The sequence below is a fragment of the Sphingomonas sp. ATCC 31555 genome (assembly GCF_000282895.1).
GTDB lineage: Bacteria > Pseudomonadota > Alphaproteobacteria > Sphingomonadales > Sphingomonadaceae > Sphingomonas.
Map to the genome: position 1 here is coordinate 32589 of NZ_ALBQ01000020.1, position 17787 is coordinate 50375.

The 17787-nt window shown below is 64.6% G+C and carries 26 protein-coding genes; all 26 read left to right on the forward strand.

The window, feature by feature from the left end:
- The first annotated feature begins 19 nt into the window (after positions 1-19).
- Entirely contained in the window at positions 20-2116 is a 2097-nt protein-coding gene (gene fusA, locus B215_RS0110840) for an elongation factor G (RefSeq protein WP_019369671.1), read from the forward strand.
- 80 nt (positions 2117-2196) lie between these two features.
- On the forward strand, positions 2197-3390 hold the full coding sequence (tuf, locus tag B215_RS0110845) for an elongation factor Tu (protein ID WP_019369672.1): 1194 nt from the start codon (positions 2197-2199) through the stop codon (positions 3388-3390).
- A gap of 266 nt (positions 3391-3656) precedes the next feature.
- The gene (gene rpsJ, locus B215_RS0110850) at positions 3657-3968 is read left to right on the forward strand and encodes a 30S ribosomal protein S10 (protein WP_010545719.1); all 312 of its coding nucleotides are present in this window, start codon (positions 3657-3659) and stop codon (positions 3966-3968) included.
- A gap of 362 nt (positions 3969-4330) precedes the next feature.
- Positions 4331-5080, forward strand: a complete 750-nt coding sequence (gene rplC, locus B215_RS0110855; protein ID WP_019369673.1) for a 50S ribosomal protein L3 — start codon at positions 4331-4333, stop codon at positions 5078-5080.
- Complete coding sequence (rplD, locus tag B215_RS0110860) at positions 5081-5707, forward strand: 50S ribosomal protein L4 (RefSeq protein WP_019369674.1); 627 nt, start codon at positions 5081-5083, stop codon at positions 5705-5707.
- A complete protein-coding gene (locus B215_RS0110865; RefSeq protein ID WP_019369675.1) occupies positions 5700-6014 on the forward strand; it encodes a 50S ribosomal protein L23 in 315 nt (104 codons plus the stop codon). Before rplD ends, B215_RS0110865 begins: the two co-directional genes overlap by 8 nt.
- A 2-nt stretch (positions 6015-6016) precedes the next feature.
- Positions 6017-6868: a 50S ribosomal protein L2 gene (gene rplB / locus B215_RS0110870; RefSeq protein WP_019369676.1), complete on the forward strand. Its 852-nt coding sequence runs from the start codon at positions 6017-6019 to the stop codon at positions 6866-6868.
- A 3-nt stretch (positions 6869-6871) separates the two neighbouring features.
- Positions 6872-7150, forward strand: a complete 279-nt coding sequence (gene rpsS / locus B215_RS0110875; protein ID WP_019369677.1) for a 30S ribosomal protein S19 — start codon at positions 6872-6874, stop codon at positions 7148-7150.
- Entirely contained in the window at positions 7150-7527 is a 378-nt protein-coding gene (rplV, locus tag B215_RS0110880) for a 50S ribosomal protein L22 (RefSeq protein ID WP_010545725.1), read from the forward strand. Before rpsS ends, rplV begins: the two co-directional genes overlap by 1 nt.
- Complete coding sequence (gene rpsC / locus B215_RS0110885; RefSeq protein ID WP_019369678.1) at positions 7527-8234, forward strand: 30S ribosomal protein S3; 708 nt, start codon at positions 7527-7529, stop codon at positions 8232-8234. Before rplV ends, rpsC begins: the two co-directional genes overlap by 1 nt.
- A gap of 16 nt (positions 8235-8250) precedes the next feature.
- Complete coding sequence (rplP, locus tag B215_RS0110890; protein WP_019369679.1) at positions 8251-8682, forward strand: 50S ribosomal protein L16; 432 nt, start codon at positions 8251-8253, stop codon at positions 8680-8682.
- Positions 8683-8686: 4 nt separating this feature from the next.
- Entirely contained in the window at positions 8687-8890 is a 204-nt protein-coding gene (gene rpmC / locus B215_RS0110895) for a 50S ribosomal protein L29 (protein WP_019369680.1), read from the forward strand.
- A gap of 13 nt (positions 8891-8903) precedes the next feature.
- The gene (gene rpsQ, locus B215_RS0110900) at positions 8904-9170 is read left to right on the forward strand and encodes a 30S ribosomal protein S17 (protein WP_019369681.1); all 267 of its coding nucleotides are present in this window, start codon (positions 8904-8906) and stop codon (positions 9168-9170) included.
- A 143-nt stretch (positions 9171-9313) separates the two neighbouring features.
- Entirely contained in the window at positions 9314-9682 is a 369-nt protein-coding gene (gene rplN, locus B215_RS0110905; RefSeq protein WP_019369682.1) for a 50S ribosomal protein L14, read from the forward strand.
- The gene (gene rplX / locus B215_RS0110910) at positions 9682-9999 is read left to right on the forward strand and encodes a 50S ribosomal protein L24 (RefSeq protein WP_019369683.1); all 318 of its coding nucleotides are present in this window, start codon (positions 9682-9684) and stop codon (positions 9997-9999) included. Before rplN ends, rplX begins: the two co-directional genes overlap by 1 nt.
- Complete coding sequence (gene rplE, locus B215_RS0110915; RefSeq protein WP_019369684.1) at positions 9992-10573, forward strand: 50S ribosomal protein L5; 582 nt, start codon at positions 9992-9994, stop codon at positions 10571-10573. The genes rplX and rplE overlap by 8 nt, the downstream gene beginning before the upstream one ends.
- A 19-nt stretch (positions 10574-10592) precedes the next feature.
- Positions 10593-10898 (forward strand): 30S ribosomal protein S14, encoded by a 306-nt coding sequence (rpsN, locus tag B215_RS0110920; protein WP_010545733.1) that lies wholly within the window; start codon positions 10593-10595, stop codon positions 10896-10898.
- A 12-nt stretch (positions 10899-10910) separates the two neighbouring features.
- Entirely contained in the window at positions 10911-11306 is a 396-nt protein-coding gene (gene rpsH / locus B215_RS0110925; protein WP_019369685.1) for a 30S ribosomal protein S8, read from the forward strand.
- Positions 11306-11839 (forward strand): 50S ribosomal protein L6, encoded by a 534-nt coding sequence (gene rplF, locus B215_RS0110930; protein ID WP_019369686.1) that lies wholly within the window; start codon positions 11306-11308, stop codon positions 11837-11839. The genes rpsH and rplF overlap by 1 nt, the downstream gene beginning before the upstream one ends.
- Positions 11839-12198, forward strand: coding sequence for a 50S ribosomal protein L18 (rplR, locus tag B215_RS0110935; RefSeq protein ID WP_026009165.1), 360 nt, complete (start codon positions 11839-11841; stop codon positions 12196-12198). Before rplF ends, rplR begins: the two co-directional genes overlap by 1 nt.
- Before the next feature lie 2 nt (positions 12199-12200).
- Positions 12201-12929, forward strand: a complete 729-nt coding sequence (rpsE, locus tag B215_RS0110940) for a 30S ribosomal protein S5 (protein WP_019369688.1) — start codon at positions 12201-12203, stop codon at positions 12927-12929.
- A gap of 6 nt (positions 12930-12935) precedes the next feature.
- Complete coding sequence (gene rpmD, locus B215_RS0110945) at positions 12936-13115, forward strand: 50S ribosomal protein L30 (protein ID WP_019369689.1); 180 nt, start codon at positions 12936-12938, stop codon at positions 13113-13115.
- 152 nt (positions 13116-13267) lie between these two features.
- Positions 13268-14569, forward strand: a complete 1302-nt coding sequence (locus B215_RS0110950; protein WP_026009166.1) for a cation:proton antiporter — start codon at positions 13268-13270, stop codon at positions 14567-14569.
- 136 nt (positions 14570-14705) lie between these two features.
- Positions 14706-15236 carry a 50S ribosomal protein L15 gene (gene rplO / locus B215_RS0110955; protein WP_019369691.1) on the forward strand — a complete coding sequence of 177 codons (531 nt, stop codon included), beginning with the start codon at positions 14706-14708 and terminating at the stop codon, positions 15234-15236.
- 310 nt (positions 15237-15546) lie between these two features.
- Positions 15547-16908: a preprotein translocase subunit SecY gene (gene secY / locus B215_RS0110960; protein ID WP_019369692.1), complete on the forward strand. Its 1362-nt coding sequence runs from the start codon at positions 15547-15549 to the stop codon at positions 16906-16908.
- A gap of 26 nt (positions 16909-16934) precedes the next feature.
- Entirely contained in the window at positions 16935-17588 is a 654-nt protein-coding gene (locus B215_RS0110965) for an adenylate kinase (protein WP_019369693.1), read from the forward strand.
- Positions 17589-17787: the final 199 nt, after the last annotated feature.

The window sequence follows — 17787 nt, forward strand, 5'->3', positions numbered from 1 at the left end:
TTTCAAGGAAACCACGATCATGGCCCGCAGCCATCCGCTCGAGCGTTACCGCAACATCGGCATCATGGCCCATATCGACGCCGGTAAGACGACCACGACCGAGCGCATCCTTTATTACACCGGCAAGTCCTACAAGATCGGCGAAGTGCATGAAGGCACCGCCACGATGGACTGGATGGAGCAGGAGCAGGAGCGCGGGATCACGATCACGTCTGCTGCGACCACGTGCTTCTGGCGCGCTGCCGACGGCAAGGGCGAAGAGCACCGCATCAACATCATCGACACCCCCGGCCACGTCGACTTCACCATCGAAGTCGAGCGTTCGCTGCGCGTGCTCGACGGTGCGGTTGCGTGCTTCGACGGCGTTGCCGGCGTTGAGCCGCAGTCGGAAACCGTGTGGCGCCAGGCCGACAAGTACGGCGTGCCGCGCATGTGCTTCATCAACAAGCTCGATCGCACCGGCGCCGACTTCTATTTCTGCGTGAACTCGATCGTCGACCGCCTCGGCGCGCGTCCGGCAGTGCTGTATCTCCCGATCGGCATCGAGGGCGGCTTCAAGGGTCTCGTCGACCTGGTCGAGAACCGCGCGATCATCTGGCTCGAAGAGAGCCTGGGTGCGAAGTTCGAATATCAGGAAATCCCGGCGGATCTCGCCGAGAAGGCTGCGAAGTATCGCAGCGACCTGATCGAGATGGCCGTCGAGCTCGATGACGAGCTGATGGAAGCCTATCTCGAAGGCAACGAGCCGAGCGTCGCCGACCTCAAGCGTCTGATCCGCAAGGGCACGCTGGAGATGGCGTTCGTGCCGGTGATCTGCGGCTCGGCGTTCAAGAACAAGGGCGTGCAGCCCCTGCTCGACGCCGTGATCGACTATCTGCCGAGCCCGCTCGACGTTCCGGCGATCAAGGGCGTCAAGCTCGACGGCGAGACGCCGGACGAGCGTCCGTCCTCGGACACCGAGCCGTTCGCGGCGCTGGCGTTCAAGATCATGAACGACCCGTTCGTCGGCACCCTGACCTTCGCGCGCATCTATTCGGGCAAGCTCGAAGCGGCCACCACCGTGATGAACTCGGTGAAGGACAAGAAGGAAAAGGTCGGCCGCATGCTGCTGATGCATGCGAACAGCCGTGAGGACATCCAGGAAGCCTATGCGGGTGACATCGTCGCGCTCGCCGGCCTCAAGGATACCACGACCGGTGACACGCTCTGCGCGCAGAACGCCCCGATCATCCTCGAGCGGATGGAATTCCCCGAGCCCGTGATCGAGCTTTCGGTGGAGCCGAAGACCAAGGCGGACCAGGAAAAGATGGGCGTCGCGCTCAATCGTCTTGCCCGCGAGGACCCGTCGTTCCGCGTCTCCTCCGACTCGGAGAGCGGCCAGACCATCATCAAGGGCATGGGCGAGCTCCATCTCGAGATCCTGGTCGACCGCATGAAGCGCGAGTTCAAGGTCGAGGCGAATGTCGGCGCGCCGCAGGTGGCGTATCGCGAATATCTCGCGAAGCCGGTCGACATCGACTACACGCACAAGAAGCAGTCGGGCGGCACCGGCCAGTTCGGTCGCGTCAAGGTCAAGCTGACGCCGGGCGAGCGTGGTTCGGGCATCATCTTCAAGGATGAGATCAAGGGCGGTAACATTCCGAAGGAATATATCCCCGCGATCGAAAAGGGCTTCCGCGAGACGGCAGCTACGGGCTCGCTGGTCGGCTTCCCGATCATCGACTTCGAAGTGCTGCTGTATGACGGTGCGTACCACGACGTCGACTCGTCGGCGCTGGCCTTCGAAATCACCGCACGTGCGGCGATGCGCGAAGCTGCCCAGAAGTCCGGCATCAAGCTGCTCGAGCCGATCATGAAGGTCGAAGTCGTCACCCCGGAAGACTATCTGGGCGACGTCATCGGCGACATGAACAGCCGTCGTGGCCAGATCCAGGGTACGGACACCCGCGGTAACGCGCAGGCCGTCACTGCCATGGTGCCGCTGGCGAACATGTTCGGCTATGTGAACGCGCTCCGCTCGTTCACCCAGGGCCGCGCGCAGTACACGATGCAGTTCTCGCACTATGACGAAGTGCCCGCCAACGTCGCCGACGAAGTGAAGGCAAAGCTGGCGTAATCGGAAAACAGCCGCTATGGGGCCGCGTTCTCGCGAGTCCCCTGGCGGCACGGGAAATTGAATCAGAAGGTAGGAAGACAATGGCGAAGGCAAAGTTCGATCGGAGCAAACCGCACCTCAACATCGGCACCATCGGTCACGTCGACCATGGCAAGACGTCGCTGACGGCTGCGATCACCAAGATCCTCGCGGAGAACGTTGCGGGCAACGCCGCGGTCGATTTCGCGAACATCGACAAGGCACCGGAAGAGCGCGAGCGCGGCATCACCATCTCGACCGCGCACGTCGAGTATGAAACCAACAGCCGCCACTATGCGCACGTCGACTGCCCGGGTCACGCCGACTATGTGAAGAACATGATCACCGGCGCGGCCCAGATGGACGGCGCGATCCTGGTGGTGGCAGCGACCGACGGTCCGATGCCGCAGACCAAGGAGCACATCCTGCTCGCCCGTCAGGTCGGCGTGCCGACGATGGTCGTGTTCCTCAACAAGGTCGACCTGGTCGACGACGAGGAAATCCTCGAGCTGGTCGAAATGGAAATCCGCGAAGAGCTCTCCAAGCGTGAGTTCGACGGCGACAACATTCCGATCATCCGTGGTTCGGCTACCGCCGCGCTCAACGGCACCGACGACAAGCTCGGCAAGGAAGCCATCCTGGCGCTCATGGCCGCCGTCGACGAATCGATCCCCGAGCCGGATCGTCCGCTCGACAAGCCGTTCATGATGCCGATCGAAGACGTGTTCTCGATCTCGGGTCGCGGCACCGTGGTGACCGGCCGTGTCGAAACCGGCATCATCAAGGTTGGTGAGGAAGTCGAGATCGTCGGCATCCACGACACCCGCAAGACCGTCGTGACCGGCGTGGAAATGTTCCGCAAGCTGCTCGACCAGGGCCAGGCCGGCGACAACGTCGGTGCGCTGCTGCGTGGCGTCGCTCGTGACGAGGTGGAGCGTGGTCAGGTTCTGGCGAAGCCGGGCTCGATCAAGCCGCACACCGAGTTCAAGTCGGAAGTGTACGTCCTGTCGAAGGACGAGGGCGGCCGTCACACGCCGTTCTTCGCGAACTATCGTCCGCAGTTCTACTTCCGCACGACCGACGTGACCGGCACCGTCGAGCTGCCCGAGGGCACCGAGATGGTGATGCCGGGCGACAACGTCTCGCTGGGCATCAAGCTCATCGCGCCGATCGCCATGGACGTCGGCCAGCGCTTCACGATCCGCGAGGGCGGCCGTACCGTCGGCGCCGGCGTGGTCGCGCAGATCGACAAGTAAGCACTTCGCCGGCGCATGCCGGCAGGTGAAAGAAGCAGCCGCCCGGCACCCGAAAAAAGGGGTGTCGGGCGGTTGCCTTTTTATAGGAGCGCCGTTAAAGGCCGCCCCTTCGGTTTTAGAGTTCAACAGCAAGAGGCGGCCATTCAGCCGTCGTCCCGGTTCAACCGGCGCCAGTTCGATCCGCTTTCCAGGCGGCAGGGCAGGGGCCGGGGCTTCGCCGGGGTGGCATTGGGTGCGCAGCCCCGCTCTTTCGCATCGGTAGGACCATGGAAACGCAGAATATCCGCATTCGCCTCAAGGCGTTCGATCACCGCGTGCTCGATCAGGCTGCCGGCGACATTGCCGACACCGCTCGCCGCACCGGCGCCCTTATCCGTGGCCCCATCCCGCTCCCGACTCACATCGACAAGTTCACCGTCAACCGGGGTCCGCACATCGATAAGAAGTCGCGCGAGCAGTTCGAGACCCGCACCTACAAGCGCATGCTCGACATCGTTCAGCCGACCCCGCAGACCGTGGACGCGCTGATGAAGCTCGACCTGGCCGCTGGCGTCGACGTCGAGATCAAGCTGGCCTGAGCCGGCACCGGCCCCCGCGCTTCGCGGGGGCTTTTGGCGTTCGCCCCTAAAAAGGTGGACAGGGAAGCGCAGCTGACGTAAAGGCGCCGCTTCCACGAGATTCGCGACTTCCCTGAGGGGAGTCGCCATCCTCCTCGACCGGATCGTTCCCCGATCCAATGCAAGGAGCGCCGAGCCGGAACGGCTCGCATCGACAAGGGATACCGCCGGCGGCTTTCGAGTGGCCGGGCCTGCGTCCCCCGTCTCTCCCGCCGCAAGGCGGGGGTTCAGCCCGGACGGGGGCTTCGCAGTAAATTCTAGGGCTGAACACGCACCCGCGGGAATGGTCCCGGGGGTGCCTCTGTGATAGGAGCAACAGGCCGATGCGCACTGGCGTTATCGCGAAGAAGATGGGGATGACCCGCCTGTTCCAGGACGATGGCCGGCACGTGCCGGTGACCGTTCTGGCACTGGAAGGCGTCCAGGTGGTGGCACAGCGCACCACCGAAAAGGATGGCTATGTGGCCGTTCAGGTCGGCGCCGGCACGGCGAAGGCCAAGAACGTCGCCAAGCCGCAGCGCGGTCACTTCGGCAAGGCCGAAGTCGAGCCCAAGGCGATCCTCTGCGAATTCCGCGTCGAGGAAGATGGTCTGCTGGACGTAGGCGCCGAAATCTCGGCCGACCATTTCGTCGCAGGCCAGCTGGTCGACGTGTCGGGCCGTACCCAGGGTAAGGGTTTCGCCGGCGCCATGAAGCGTTGGGGCTTCGGCGGTCTGCGCGCCACCCACGGCGTTTCCGTCTCGCACCGTTCGCACGGTTCGACCGGTAACCGCCAGGATCCGGGCCGCGTCTTCAAGAACAAGAAGATGGCCGGTCACATGGGCGACCGCAATCGCACCCAGCAGAATCTGGAAGTGGTCGGCACCGATGCCGAGCGCGGCCTGATCTTCGTCAAGGGCTCGGTCCCGGGCTCGAAGGGTGGCTGGCTGATCGTGAAGGACGCCGTCAAGGTCGACCGTCACGCCGATGCGCCGTACCCCGCCGGCCTCAAGGCCGTCGCGAACAGCAACGAGGCTCCCGCCGAAGCGCCCGCCGCGGCCGCTCCGGAAGCCACCGAAGGCCAGGAGGGCTAAGTGAAGGTCAAGGTTCAAACCCTCGACGCCGCCGAAAAGGGCGATATCGAGCTCAACGACGAGATCTTCGGTCTCGATCCGCGCGCCGACATCCTGCATCGCGTCGTCACCTGGCAGCTCGAGAAGCGTCGCGGCACCGCCCGCGGCACCCGCGAGCGTGCGGACGTTGCGCGTACGGGCAAGAAGTGGGGCCGCCAGAAGGGCGGCGGCACGGCACGTCACGGCGATCGCCGCGCCCCGGTGTTCATCGGCGGTGGTAAGGCGCACGGCGCTCGCGTTCGCGACTTCAATCCGTCGCTGAACAAGAAGATCCGCGCGCTGGGCCTGAAGATGGCGCTGTCGAGCCACGCCAAGGCGGGTTCGCTGATCGTCATGGACAGCCTGGTCGTCGAGAACGGCAAGACCAAGGTGCTCGCGGGCAACCTGGAAAAGCTGGGCTTCGGCAAGAAGGCGCTGGTGATCGACGGCGACACCGTCGAGACCACGTTCGCGCTGGCGGCGGGCAACCTGCACCAGGTGGACGTGCTGCCGGCAATCGGCGCCAACGTCTACGACATCCTGAAGAGCGACACGCTGGTTCTTACCCGCGCTGCCGTCGAGAAGCTGGAGGCGCGCTTCAATGGCTAAGCAGTCCAAGCCGGTCGACAACCGTCACTATGACGTGATCGTCGCACCGCACATCACCGAGAAGTCGACGCTCGTCTCCGAGGCGAACGCCGTGGTCTTCAAGGTCGCCAGCGATGCGACCAAGCCGGAGATCAAGGCCGCCGTCGAAGCGATCTGGAACGTGAAGGTCACGGGCGTGAACACGCTGGTCCAGAAGGGCAAGACCAAGAAGTGGAAGGGTGCGCCCTACCGCCGCTCCGACATGAAGAAGGCGATCGTCACCCTCGCTGAAGGTGAGCAGATCGACGTGACGCAGGGGGTCAACTGACCATGGCGCTCAAGAATTACAATCCGACGTCGCCGGGCGTCCGCGGGCTGATCCTGATCGATCGTTCGCAGCTCTACAAAGGTCGCCCCGTAAAGGCGCTGACCGAGGGCAAGACCAAGACCGGCGGCCGTAACAACAAGGGCCATGTCACTTCGCGCGGCATCGGCGGCGGTCACAAGCAGCGCTATCGCGTCGTCGATTTCAAGCGCCGCCTGTGGGACGTCGAAGGTACCGTCGAGCGGATCGAGTATGACCCGAACCGCACCGCCTTCATCGCGCTCGTGAACTACGGCGCCGGCGAAGACGGCAAGGATCGTCTGGCGTACATCCTGGCGCCGCAGCGCCTGGGCGTCGGCGACAAGGTGATCGCCGGCAAGAAGACCGACGTGAAGCCGGGCAACGCCATGGAGCTGGGCCAGATGCCGGTCGGCACCATCGTCCACAATGTGGAGATGAAGCCGGGCAAGGGCGGCCAGATCGCCCGTTCGGCCGGTGCGTACGTCCAGGTTGTCGGTCGTGACCGCGGCATGGTGATCGTGCGTCTGGGCTCGGGCGAGCAGCGCTATATCCACGCCGCCTGCATGGCGACCGTGGGTGCGGTGTCGAACCCCGACAACCAGAACCAGAACTTCGGCAAGGCCGGTCGCAGCCGCTGGCAGGGCAAGCGTCCGCTTACCCGCGGCGTCGCCAAGAACCCGGTCGACCACCCGCACGGCGGTGGTGAAGGCCGCACCTCGGGCGGCCGTCACCCGGTCACCCCGTGGGGCAAGCCGACCAAGGGTGCGCGCACCCGCCACAACAAGGCGACGGACAAGATGATCATCCGTTCGCGTCACGCGAAGAAGAAGGGCTGATAGATGGCTCGCTCCGTATGGAAGGGTCCGTTCGTGGACCTGCACCTTCTCAAGAAGGCTGAAGCCGCCCAGGAAGCTGGCACGCGCGCTGGTCCGATCAAGACCTGGTCGCGTCGCTCGACGATCCTCCCGCAGTTCGTCGGCCTGACGTTCAACGTGTACAACGGCCGCAAGTTCGTGCCGGTGTCGGTCAACGAGGAAATGGTCGGCATGAAGCTCGGCGAGTTCGCGCCGACCCGCTTCTTCCCCGGCCACGCCGCCGACAAGAAGGGTAAGCGCTAATGAGCAAGCAGGCAGCCCCCCGCAAGGTTGGCGACAAGGAAGCCCTTGCCGTCGCCACGCAGATCCGCGGTTCGGCCCAGAAGCTGAACCTGGTCGCGGGCCTGATCCGCGGCCGCACGGCGGCCGAGGCGATGAACATCCTCGCTTTCTCGAAGAAGGCGATGGCGGTCGACGCCCGCAAGGTGCTGGCTTCGGCCATCGCCAATGCCGAGAACAACCACAATCTCGACGTCGACGCGCTCGTCGTCGCCGAGGCTTCGGTTGGCAAGTCGATCACGATGAAGCGCTTCGCGACGCGCGGCCGTGGCAAGTCCACCCGCATCCTGAAGCCGTTCAGCCGTCTGCGCATCGTCGTGCGCGAGCAGGAAGAAGCATAATGGGTCAGAAGAGCAATCCCATCGGTCTGCGTCTGCAGATCAACCGCACCTGGGACAGCCGCTGGTTCGCAGAAGGCGCCGATTACGGCCGCCTGCTGCTTGAGGACCTCAAGATCCGCAAGTTCATCGTCAAGACGCTGCCGCAGGCCGCGATCTCGAAGGTGGTGATCGAGCGTCCGGCCAAGCTGTGCCGCATCTCGATCTTCGCGGCACGCCCCGGCGTGATCATCGGCAAGAAGGGCGCGGACATCGAGAAGCTTCGCAAGAAGCTGGGCGAGATGACCTCGTCGGACGTGTCGCTGAACATCGTCGAGATCCGCAAGCCGGAAGTCGATGCGAAGCTCGTCGCGCAGGGCGTGGCGGACCAGCTGGAGCGCCGTATCGCGTTCCGCCGTGCGATGAAGCGCGCGGTGCAGTCGGCGCTGCGTCTCGGCGCCGAGGGCATTCGTATCACCTGCGCCGGCCGTCTGGGTGGCGCGGAAATCGCCCGCACCGAATGGTATCGCGAAGGCCGCGTTCCGCTGCACACGCTGCGTGCGAACGTCGACTATGCCGAGGCCGAAGCGCACACCGCCTATGGCGTGTGCGGCGTGAAGGTCTGGATCTTCAAGGGCGAGATCCTGGGTCACGATCCGATGGCGCAGGACCGGCTGAACGTCGAGGCGCAGACCTCGGGCGTGCGCCCGGCGCGCGACGATCGCCGCTAAGGACTAGGACAGAACAATGCTGCAACCGAAGCGCACCAAGTTCCGCAAGGCCTTCAAGGGCCGCATCCATGGCGAAGCCAAGGGTGGCACGGCGCTCAACTTCGGCTCCTATGGCCTGAAGGCAATGGAGCCCGAGCGGATCACCGCGCGCCAGATCGAAGCGGCTCGCCGCGCGATCACGCGTCACATCAAGCGTCAGGGTCGTCTCTGGATCCGTATCTTCCCGGACGTTCCCGTTTCGTCGAAGCCGGCCGAAGTCCGCATGGGCTCGGGTAAGGGTTCGCCGGAATTCTGGGTGGCCCGCGTCAAGCCCGGCCGCATCCTGTTCGAGCTGGACGGCGTTCCCGGCCCGCTCGCGGCGGAAGCGTTCGAGCGCGCTGCGATGAAGCTGCCGATCAAGACCAAGGTCGTCGCTCGCCTCGGCGACACGTCGCACCTGGAGGGCTGATAGAATGACCAAGGCAACCGACCTTCGGGCGAACACCGACGACCAGCTCGCCGAGCAGCTGGGCAACCTGAAGCGCGAGGCATTCAACCTGCGCTTCCAGGCTGCCACCAGCCAGCTCGAGAAGCCGACCCGCGTGCGGGAAGTGCGTCGCGACATCGCCCGTATCAAGACGCTGCAGAACGAGCGCTCGCGCTCGGCTGCGAAGTAAGAGGACCGAGACCATGCCGAAGCGCGTGCTGACCGGAAATGTCGTCTCGGACAAGGGCGACAAGACTGTGGTGGTTCTCGTCGAGCGTAAGGTGAAGCACCCGCTCTACGGGAAGATCATCCGCCGCTCGAAGAAGTACCACGCCCATGACGAGGCGAACGAGTACAAGGCCGGCGAGACCGTGCGCATCGAAGAGACTGCGCCGATCTCCAAGCTGAAGACCTGGAAGGTGATCGAGCGGGTGAACACCCACGCGACGCCGAACAAGGTCGACGCATAATCGTCATCTCCGCTCTTGCGGAGAACTCGAGTTGCGGCCATAGGCCGCCGCTTTGGTGCCCCGGCCGGTAAGGCCGGGGTGACGCATTAGAAACGGAACCACCGGGCGCGTCCCGGCAGGCCAAACGAGAAGGAACCGGATCAATGATCCAGATGCAGTCCAATCTCGACGTCGCAGACAACAGCGGCGCGAAGCGGGTGCAGTGCATCAAGGTGCTGGGCGGGTCGAAGCGTCGCTTCGCCGGCGTGGGCGACGTGATCGTCGTCAGCATCAAGGAAGCCGCTCCCCGCGGCAAGGTTAAGAAGGGCGACGTGCACCGTGCGGTGATCGTCCGTACGGCGAAGGACATCCGTCGCGCCGACGGTTCGGTGATCCGTTTCGACGGCAACGCCGCTGTGCTGGTCAACAAGAACGAGGAGCCGATCGGCACCCGTATCTTTGGCCCGGTGGTCCGCGAGCTCCGCTCGAAGGGCTTCATGAAGATCATTTCGCTCGCCCCCGAGGTGCTGTGATGGCTGCTGCCAAGATCAAGAAGGGCGACAAGGTCGTTGTCCTGTCCGGCAAGGACAAGGGCAAGACCGGTGAGGTCGTCAAGTCGCTGCCGAAGGACGACAAGGTCGTCGTTGCCGGCGTGAACATCGCCGTGCGCCACAAGAAGCCGACCCAGGGCGATCCCCAGGGTGGTCTGGTGCGCACCGAAGCGCCGCTGCATGTCTCGAAGGTCGCGCATGTGACCGCCGACGGCAAGGCGACCCGCGTTCGCTTCGAAACCCGCGACGGCAAGAAGGTTCGCGTCGCCGTCAAGACCGGGGAGGTCATCAATGGCTGATTCCTACACGCCGCGGATGCGGAAGCTGTACGACGAGACCATCGTCAAGGCGATGACCGAGAAGTTCGGCTACAAGAACGTCATGGAAATTCCGCGGATCGAAAAGATCGTGCTGAACATGGGCGTTGGCGAAGCCACCCAGGACAAGAAGAAGGTCGAGCAGGCCGCTTCTGAAATGGAACTGATCGCCGGCCAGAAGCCGGTCGTGACCAAGGCGAAGAAGTCGATCGCGCAGTTCAAGCTGCGTGAAGGCATGCCGATCGGCTGCAAGGTGACCCTGCGCCGCGAACGCATGTACGAGTTCCTCGATCGCTTCATCACGATCGCGCTTCCCCGCGTCCGCGACTTCCGTGGCCTCAACCCGAAGTCGTTCGACGGTCGCGGCAACTATGCCTGCGGCATCAAGGAACAGCTCGTGTTCCCCGAGATCAACTATGACCGCATCGACAAGGTGCGCGGCATGGACGTGATTGTTACCACCACTGCCAAGACGGATGACGAGGCTCGCGAGCTTCTCCGTCTCTTCGGTTTCCCGTTCCCGCAGGCGGACGGCGAAGCGAAGCAGGCGGCGTAAGGAAGGAAGAACTTAAGTCATGGCGAAACTGAGTTCGATCAACAAGAACGAGCGTCGCAAGCAGCTGGTGAAGAAGTATGCCGGCAAGTATGCGAAGCTGAAGGCGATTGCGAACGACGAAAGCCTGGATGAGACCGAGCGTCTCATCGCACGGCTCAAGATGGCCGAGATTCCCCGCAACGGGAACCCGACCCGCATTCGCAACCGGTGTGAGCTGACGGGTCGTCCCCGCGCTTATTACCGCAAGTTCCGTCTCGCACGTGTCATGCTGCGCGATCTGGCCAACAAGGGCCTGATCCCGGGTGTCACGAAGTCGAGCTGGTAAAGGACACGCAAGATGGCAGTGACCGATCCCCTGGGTGATATGCTCACCCGCATCCGCAACGGCCAGCGTGCGCGCAAGGACTCCGTCCTCACGCCCGCGTCGAAGCTGCGTGCCCGCGTCCTCGACGTGCTTCAGCGCGAGGGCTATATCCGTGGTTACAGCGAAGAGCAGATGGGCCCCGCGGCCGGCATCCGCATCGAGCTGAAGTATTTCGAGGGTCAGCCGGCGATCAAGCACGTCGCGCGCATCTCGAAGCCCGGCCGCCGCATCTATTCGGGGGCGCAGGAACTTCCGCGCATCCGCAATGGCCTCGGCATCACGATCGTCTCGACGCCTCGCGGCGTTCTGTCCGACGCGGAAGCGCGCGAACAGAATGTCGGCGGCGAAGTGCTGGCGGAGGTGTTCTGATGAGCCGCATCGGCAAAAAGCCGGTTCCCGTCCCCCAGGGCGTGACCGCGAACATCGACGGCGGGCAGATCTCGGTGAAGGGCCCCAAGGGCACCCTGACCATGCCGCTCGCCGACGACATCAAGTACGAGATGGTCGAAGGCGGCATTTCGGTGCAGCCGGCGAACGACACCAAGCGCGCTCGTGCCTTCTGGGGCATGCAGCGCACCCTGGTGCAGAACCTCGTCACCGGCGTGACCACCGGCTTCACCAAGAAGCTGCTGATCACCGGCGTGGGCTACCGCGCTGCGTCGCAGGGCAAGGTCCTGAAGCTGCAGCTCGGCTATTCGCACGACGTCAATTTCGACATTCCCGAGGGAATCGAGATCAAGACGCCGGATCAGACCACGGTCGAGATCTCGGGCATCGACAAGCAGAAGGTCGGCCAGGTGGCCGCGGAAATCCGCCGTTGGCGCAAGCCGGAGCCCTATAAGGGCAAGGGCATCAAGTACGATGGCGAATTCATCTTCCGCAAGGAAGGGAAGAAGAAGTGATCAGCACCAAGGGTCTTTCGCTTTTCGAAAAGCGTCGTCGTCGCAACCGTACCGCGCTGCGTGCGCGGGCCGGTGGCCGTCCTCGTCTGTCGATCCATCGCTCGGGCAAGCACATCTATGCCCAGGTGATCGACGATACCCAGGGTCGCACCGTCGCCTCGGCCTCCACGCTCGAGAAGGACGTGCGTGGCCAGACCGGCGCCACGATCGCCGCGGCACAGGAAGTGGGCAAGCGCGTTGCCGAGGCCGCCAAGGCTGCAGGCATCACCCAGGTCGTCTTCGACCGCGGTGGCTTCCTCTACCATGGTCGCGTCAAGGCGCTGGCGGATGCCGCGCGTGAGAGCGGATTGGAGTTCTAAACATGGCCGATGAAATCAACACGACCGATACCCCGGTCGAGGCGCAGGACGCCGGCCAGGCGGCCCCCGAGCAGCAGGGCCGTGGCCCGCGCGGCGGCCGTGGCCGTGGCGGCCCCGGTGGCGGTGACAACCGCGGCCGTGGCGGCCGGGACGGCAACCGTGGTCGTCGCGACGATCGTCGCGGCGCGCAGGAAGATGGCGGCGAAGAGCTGATCGAAAAGCTCGTCCACATCAACCGCGTCTCGAAGACGGTGAAGGGCGGTAAGCGCTTCGGTTTCGCCGCGCTCGTCGTGGTGGGCGATGGCAAGGGCCGTGTCGGCTTCGGCCATGGCAAGGCGCGCGAAGTGCCGGAAGCCATTTCGAAGGCGACCGCTTCGGCCAAGAAGGCGATGGTTCGCGTTCCGCTGAAGGAAGGCCGCACGCTGCACCATGACGGCAACGGGCATTTCGGCGCAGGCCGCGTGACCGTCCGTTCGGCGCCGCAGGGTACCGGCATCATCGCCGGCGGCCCGATGCGCGCGATCTTCGAATCGCTCGGCGTTGCCGATGTGGTGACCAAGTCGGTCGGCACGTCCAACCCGTACAACATGATCCGCGCCACGTTCGAGGCACTGGGTGAGCAGACTTCGCCGAAGTCGGTCGCGCAGCGCCGTGGCAAGAAGATCGCCGACCTGCTCGGCCGCGGTGGTTCGCAGACCGCCGAGGCGGACGCTGCGGCCGTTACGGAGTAAACGATCATGGCGAAGATCAAGATCAAGCAGATCGGCTCGCCGATCCGCCGCACCAAGGATCAGCGTGCCACGCTGATCGGCCTTGGCCTCAACAAGATGCACAAGGTTTCGGAGCTGGAGGACAGCCCCGAGGTCCGCGGCATGATCCGCAAGCTGCCGCACATGGTCGAAGTGATCGAGGGCTGAGCCTTCGGCTCGCTGGACCAGCGACATTGGAAAAGGGCGGTGGGCAACCACCGCCCTTTTTCGTTGTGCCGGGGGAGAGGGACGGTGGCGGGGCAGGCGTGCAAATCGTCGGAGCGGAGGACCGATCCGCCACTCCGATCGCTTATCCAGCGATGAACGCTACTGCTCTGCTTCCAGACCCGTACATCCTGATGCTGACGGGGTTGGGCGTGCTCATCGCGCTGGTCGCTTGGCTGCCCTTGGCGCTGCGGCGCTTGCCGTTGTCGCTTCCGATCGTCTGCATCGGCATTGGCGCGGGCATCTTCCTGTTGCCGGGCGTGACGTTGCGCCCGCTGCCGTGGCGCTATCCCGAGATTACCGAGCGCTTCACCGAGCTGATCGTGATCATCGCGTTGATGGGCGCGGGACTGAAGATTGATCGTCTATTCGGCTTGCGGCGCTGGGCCTGCACCTGGCGGCTGATCGGCATAACGATGCCGCTCAGCATCCTTGCGATCGGCGTGCTCGCGGGATGGGCGCTGGGCGTGCCGATCGCGATCGCGTTGCTGCTGGCGGCCAGTCTCGCGCCGACGGACCCCGTATTGGCAGCGGACGTCCAGGTGGGGCCGCCGAGGAGCGGCGAGGAGGACGAGGTTCGTTTCGGGCTGACGTCGGAGGCCGGCTTCAACGATGGTGCGGCCTTCCCGTTCGTCCACTTGGCCATCATGCTCGCCGCAGCCGCCGCATCCGGGGGGCCTTGGCTTGTGGAATGGCTCACCTATCGGGTGGCCTGGGAAATCCTGGGCGGTGTGATCGCGGGCTGGCTGGTCGGTCGTGCCTTTGGCTGGCTCACCTTCCACATCCCGGCAGAGACCAAGCTGGCGAGGACCGGGGACGGCCTGATCGCCCTGTCCGCCACCTTCGTGTCCTACGGTCTCACCGAGGCGATCGACGTCTATGGCTTCCTGGCGGTGTTCGTGACCGCGCTCACCTTCCGCCATGCGCACCGGGAGCATGATCTGCATCACGAGATGCACACCATCATCGAGCAGGTGGAGCGGCTGGTGATGATGATCCTGCTGATCCTATTCGGCGGTGCGTTGGTGAGCGGCTTGCTGGCGGCAGTGACCTGGATCGATGTCGCCGTAGCAGCAGTGATCCTGCTGGTGATCCGGCCGCTCTGCGGCTGGATCGGTCTGCTGGGCTATCCCGCCGATGCGGGGGAGAAGTGGACGCTGGCGTTCTTCGGGATCCGGGGAGTGGGAACGATCTACTACCTCGCCTATGGCCTGAATCACATGCAGGTCGCCGATGTTGGGCGGCTTTGGGGCGTCGTCGGTCTCGTCATACTCTTTTCGATCCTGCTGCACGGTCTGACGGTAACGCCGATCATGCGCTCGCTGGACCGATGGCATGGTCGGGATCCAGACGCCGCGGGTGCACCGCCCGGGCTGCAGGGGCCTGCGCGCGACTGACCGGCTGGGGCCTGCGCGGCGATCGCTGTGAGACGGCCGAGGAGGCCCAAACAAGAGTCGACATTCCCCCCGCACGCCGCTATGAGCCCGCGCTTCCCATCAACGCGCGACCAAAGCGAAAGCGAGTGCACACATCATGAAGCTGAACGAACTCAACGACAACCAGGGCGCCCGTCATCGCCGCATGCGCGTGGGCCGTGGTATCGGTTCCGGCAAGGGCAAGACCGGCGGCCGCGGCGTCAAGGGTCAGAAGAGCCGCGAAGGCGTCTCGATCAACGGCTTCGAGGGCGGTCAGATGCCGCTCCACATGCGTCTGCCGAAGCGCGGCTTCAACAACATCTTCGCCAAGGACTATGCCGAGGTGAATCTGGGCGCGATCCAGAAGGCCGTCGACGCCGGCAAGCTGACCGCGACCGACATCGATCACGCCGCGCTGAAGGCCGCGAACCTGGCCCGTGGCGGCAAGGACGGCGTCCGCATCCTCGGCAAGGGCGAACTGACCGCCAAGCTGACCTTCACCGTCGCCGGCGTGTCCGCCTCGGCGCGTGAGGCGATCGAGAAGGCCGGCGGCACGGTCAACGTGATCGAGGTGGTTCCGGCCGCCGACAAGGCCAAGGCGAAGCACCGCACGGCACAGGCCGCTGCCAAGGCCGCCAAGCAGGGCTGACGAAATGCGAAGGCGGGGCTCCCAAGGCCCCGCCTTCCTTCGTGCTGGGCCTGGTGGGCGCGTCGTGAACGACGCTGTTTCCCCCAGATCCGTCATCCCGGCGAAAGCCGGGATCCATTCGCCGCTCCGTCGCGGCAAGCGCCGAAACGCAGACCCCAATGGATTCCGGCTTTCGCCGGAATGACCGGGGAAGGGGCAACGCCCGGTTTCTTTCGGCGCCCGCAGCCATTAGACAAGCCGCGCACAACCCCTATATGCGACTCCGCAGGGCGGGGGAGCGCCCGTCACTTATCCGGGACGAAGATACGAAATGGCATCCGCAGCCGACCAGCTGGCCTCCAGCATCAATCTGGCGAAGTTCAGCAAGGCCACCGACCTCAAGAAGCGCCTGTGGTTCACCCTCGGCGCGCTGATCGTCTTCCGCATGCTGAGCTATGTGCCGCTGCCGGGAATCGACCCGACGGCGCTCGGCCTGCTCGCGCAGCAGACACAGGGCGGCGTGCTCGATTTCTTCAACAATTTCACCGGCGGCGCGCTGTCGCGCATGTCGATCGTGGCGATGGGCGTGATGCCCTATATCACCGCGTCGATCGTCGTGCAGCTCGCCTCCTCGCTGTCGCCGCAGCTCGCCGCGATCAAGAAGGAAGGTGAAAGCGGCCGCAAGCGGCTGAACCAGTATACCCGCTACGGCACCGTGTTGCTCACCGCCGTCCAGGGCTATTTCCTCGTGCAGGGACTCGAGGCTGCCGGCGCCGCTAACGGTCTCAGCCCGGTCGTCGAACCCGGCATCGCCTTCACCATCACCGCCGTGGTCAGCCTGATCGGCGGCACCATGTTCCTGATGTGGATCGGCGAGCAGATCACCAGCCGCGGCATCGGCAACGGCATTTCGCTGATCATCATGGCCGGCATTGTCGCCCGCCTGCCGGTCACGCTCGTCCAGCTGTTCGAAAGCGGCCGTTCGGGCTCGATCGATCCGCTGCGCCTGATCTTCGTGATCGTCTGCGTCGCGGCGCTGGTGCTGTTCATCTGCTTCATGGAGCGCGCCCAGCGTCGCATCCTGATCCAGTATCCGAAGCGCCAGACGGCGCGCGGGGTGCAGGCCGAACGCAGCCACCTGCCGCTGAAGCTCAACACCGCCGGCGTGATTCCGCCGATCTTCGCCTCGTCGCTGCTGCTGCTGCCGCTCACGATCACCCAGTTCGCCGGCCAGGCCACCACGGGCGAAAGCTGGTGGGGCGATCTGATCGCGAACCTGAACATCTGGCTGCGCCATGGCTCGCCGATCTACATGTCGCTCTATGCCGCCGGCATCATCTTCTTCTCGTTCTTCTACACCGCGGTCGTGTTCAATCCCGAGGAGACGGCCGACAATCTGAAGCGCTATGGCGGTTTCGTGCCCGGCATCCGCCCCGGCAAGAACACCGAGCTGTACTTCGATTACGTGCTGACGCGCATCACCGTGATCGGCGCGGCCTATCTGACCATCATCTGCCTGCTGCCGGAATGGGCGTTCTCCGCGATGAGCATCCCGTTCCTGATGGGCGGCACTAGCCTTCTGATCGTTGTCAACGTAACCATGGACACGGTGACGCAGATCCAGTCGCACCTGCTGGCCCACCAGTATGGCGATCTGATCAAGAAGGCGAAGCTCAAGGGCCGGATGCGCTAAGCGCGCGGTCGTAAGGGGAGGATCTGTTGAATATCATCCTGTTGGGCCCGCCGGGGGCCGGTAAGGGCACCCAGGCGAAGCGGCTCGAGACCGAGCGCGGCATGGTGCAGCTGTCCACGGGCGACATGCTGCGCGCGGCGGTGAAGGCGGGCACGCCGACGGGCCTGAAGGCCAAGCAAGTGATGGAAGCGGGGCAGCTCGTCTCCGACGAGATCGTCTCGGGCATTATCGGCGAGCGGCTCGATATGGCCGACACCGAACAGGGCGCGATCTTCGACGGCTATCCGCGCACGTACGCCCAGGCCGAGTCGCTCGACGACCTGCTCGCCGAGCGCGGCCGCAAGCTCGATTATGTGATCGAGCTGCTGGTCAACGAAGAGGCGCTGGTCGATCGCGTCGAGGGCCGCTTCACCTGCGCCAAGTGCGGCGAGGGCTATCATGACAAGTACAAGCTGCCCCAGGTGGACGGCGTGTGCGACGTGTGCGGCGCGACCGAGTTCAAGCGCCGCCCTGACGACAATGCCGAGACGGTGCGCACCCGCATGGCGGAATACCGCGCCAAGACCGCGCCGATCCTGCCCTTCTACGAAGAGAAGGGGCTGGTCCGGCGTGTCGACGGCATGGCCGATATCGACGAAGTGACGCGGCAGATCGCCGCGGTGCTCGACGGGCAGGGATAACGAAAAGGGCGGGGGACACCCCGCCCTTTTTGATTCGGGGGCATTCACTCGGGCGATGTGCCATCGCCCAGTCGCGGGCGTTCAGATCGTGCACCTGCGATCCTAAAAACTGCCGATCATTGCGGGGGATCCGTGCCGATCTCTCTTTTCCGGCGCGCTAGAGCGGATTTCGACCGCACTGAATCGGTGAGGGATTCCC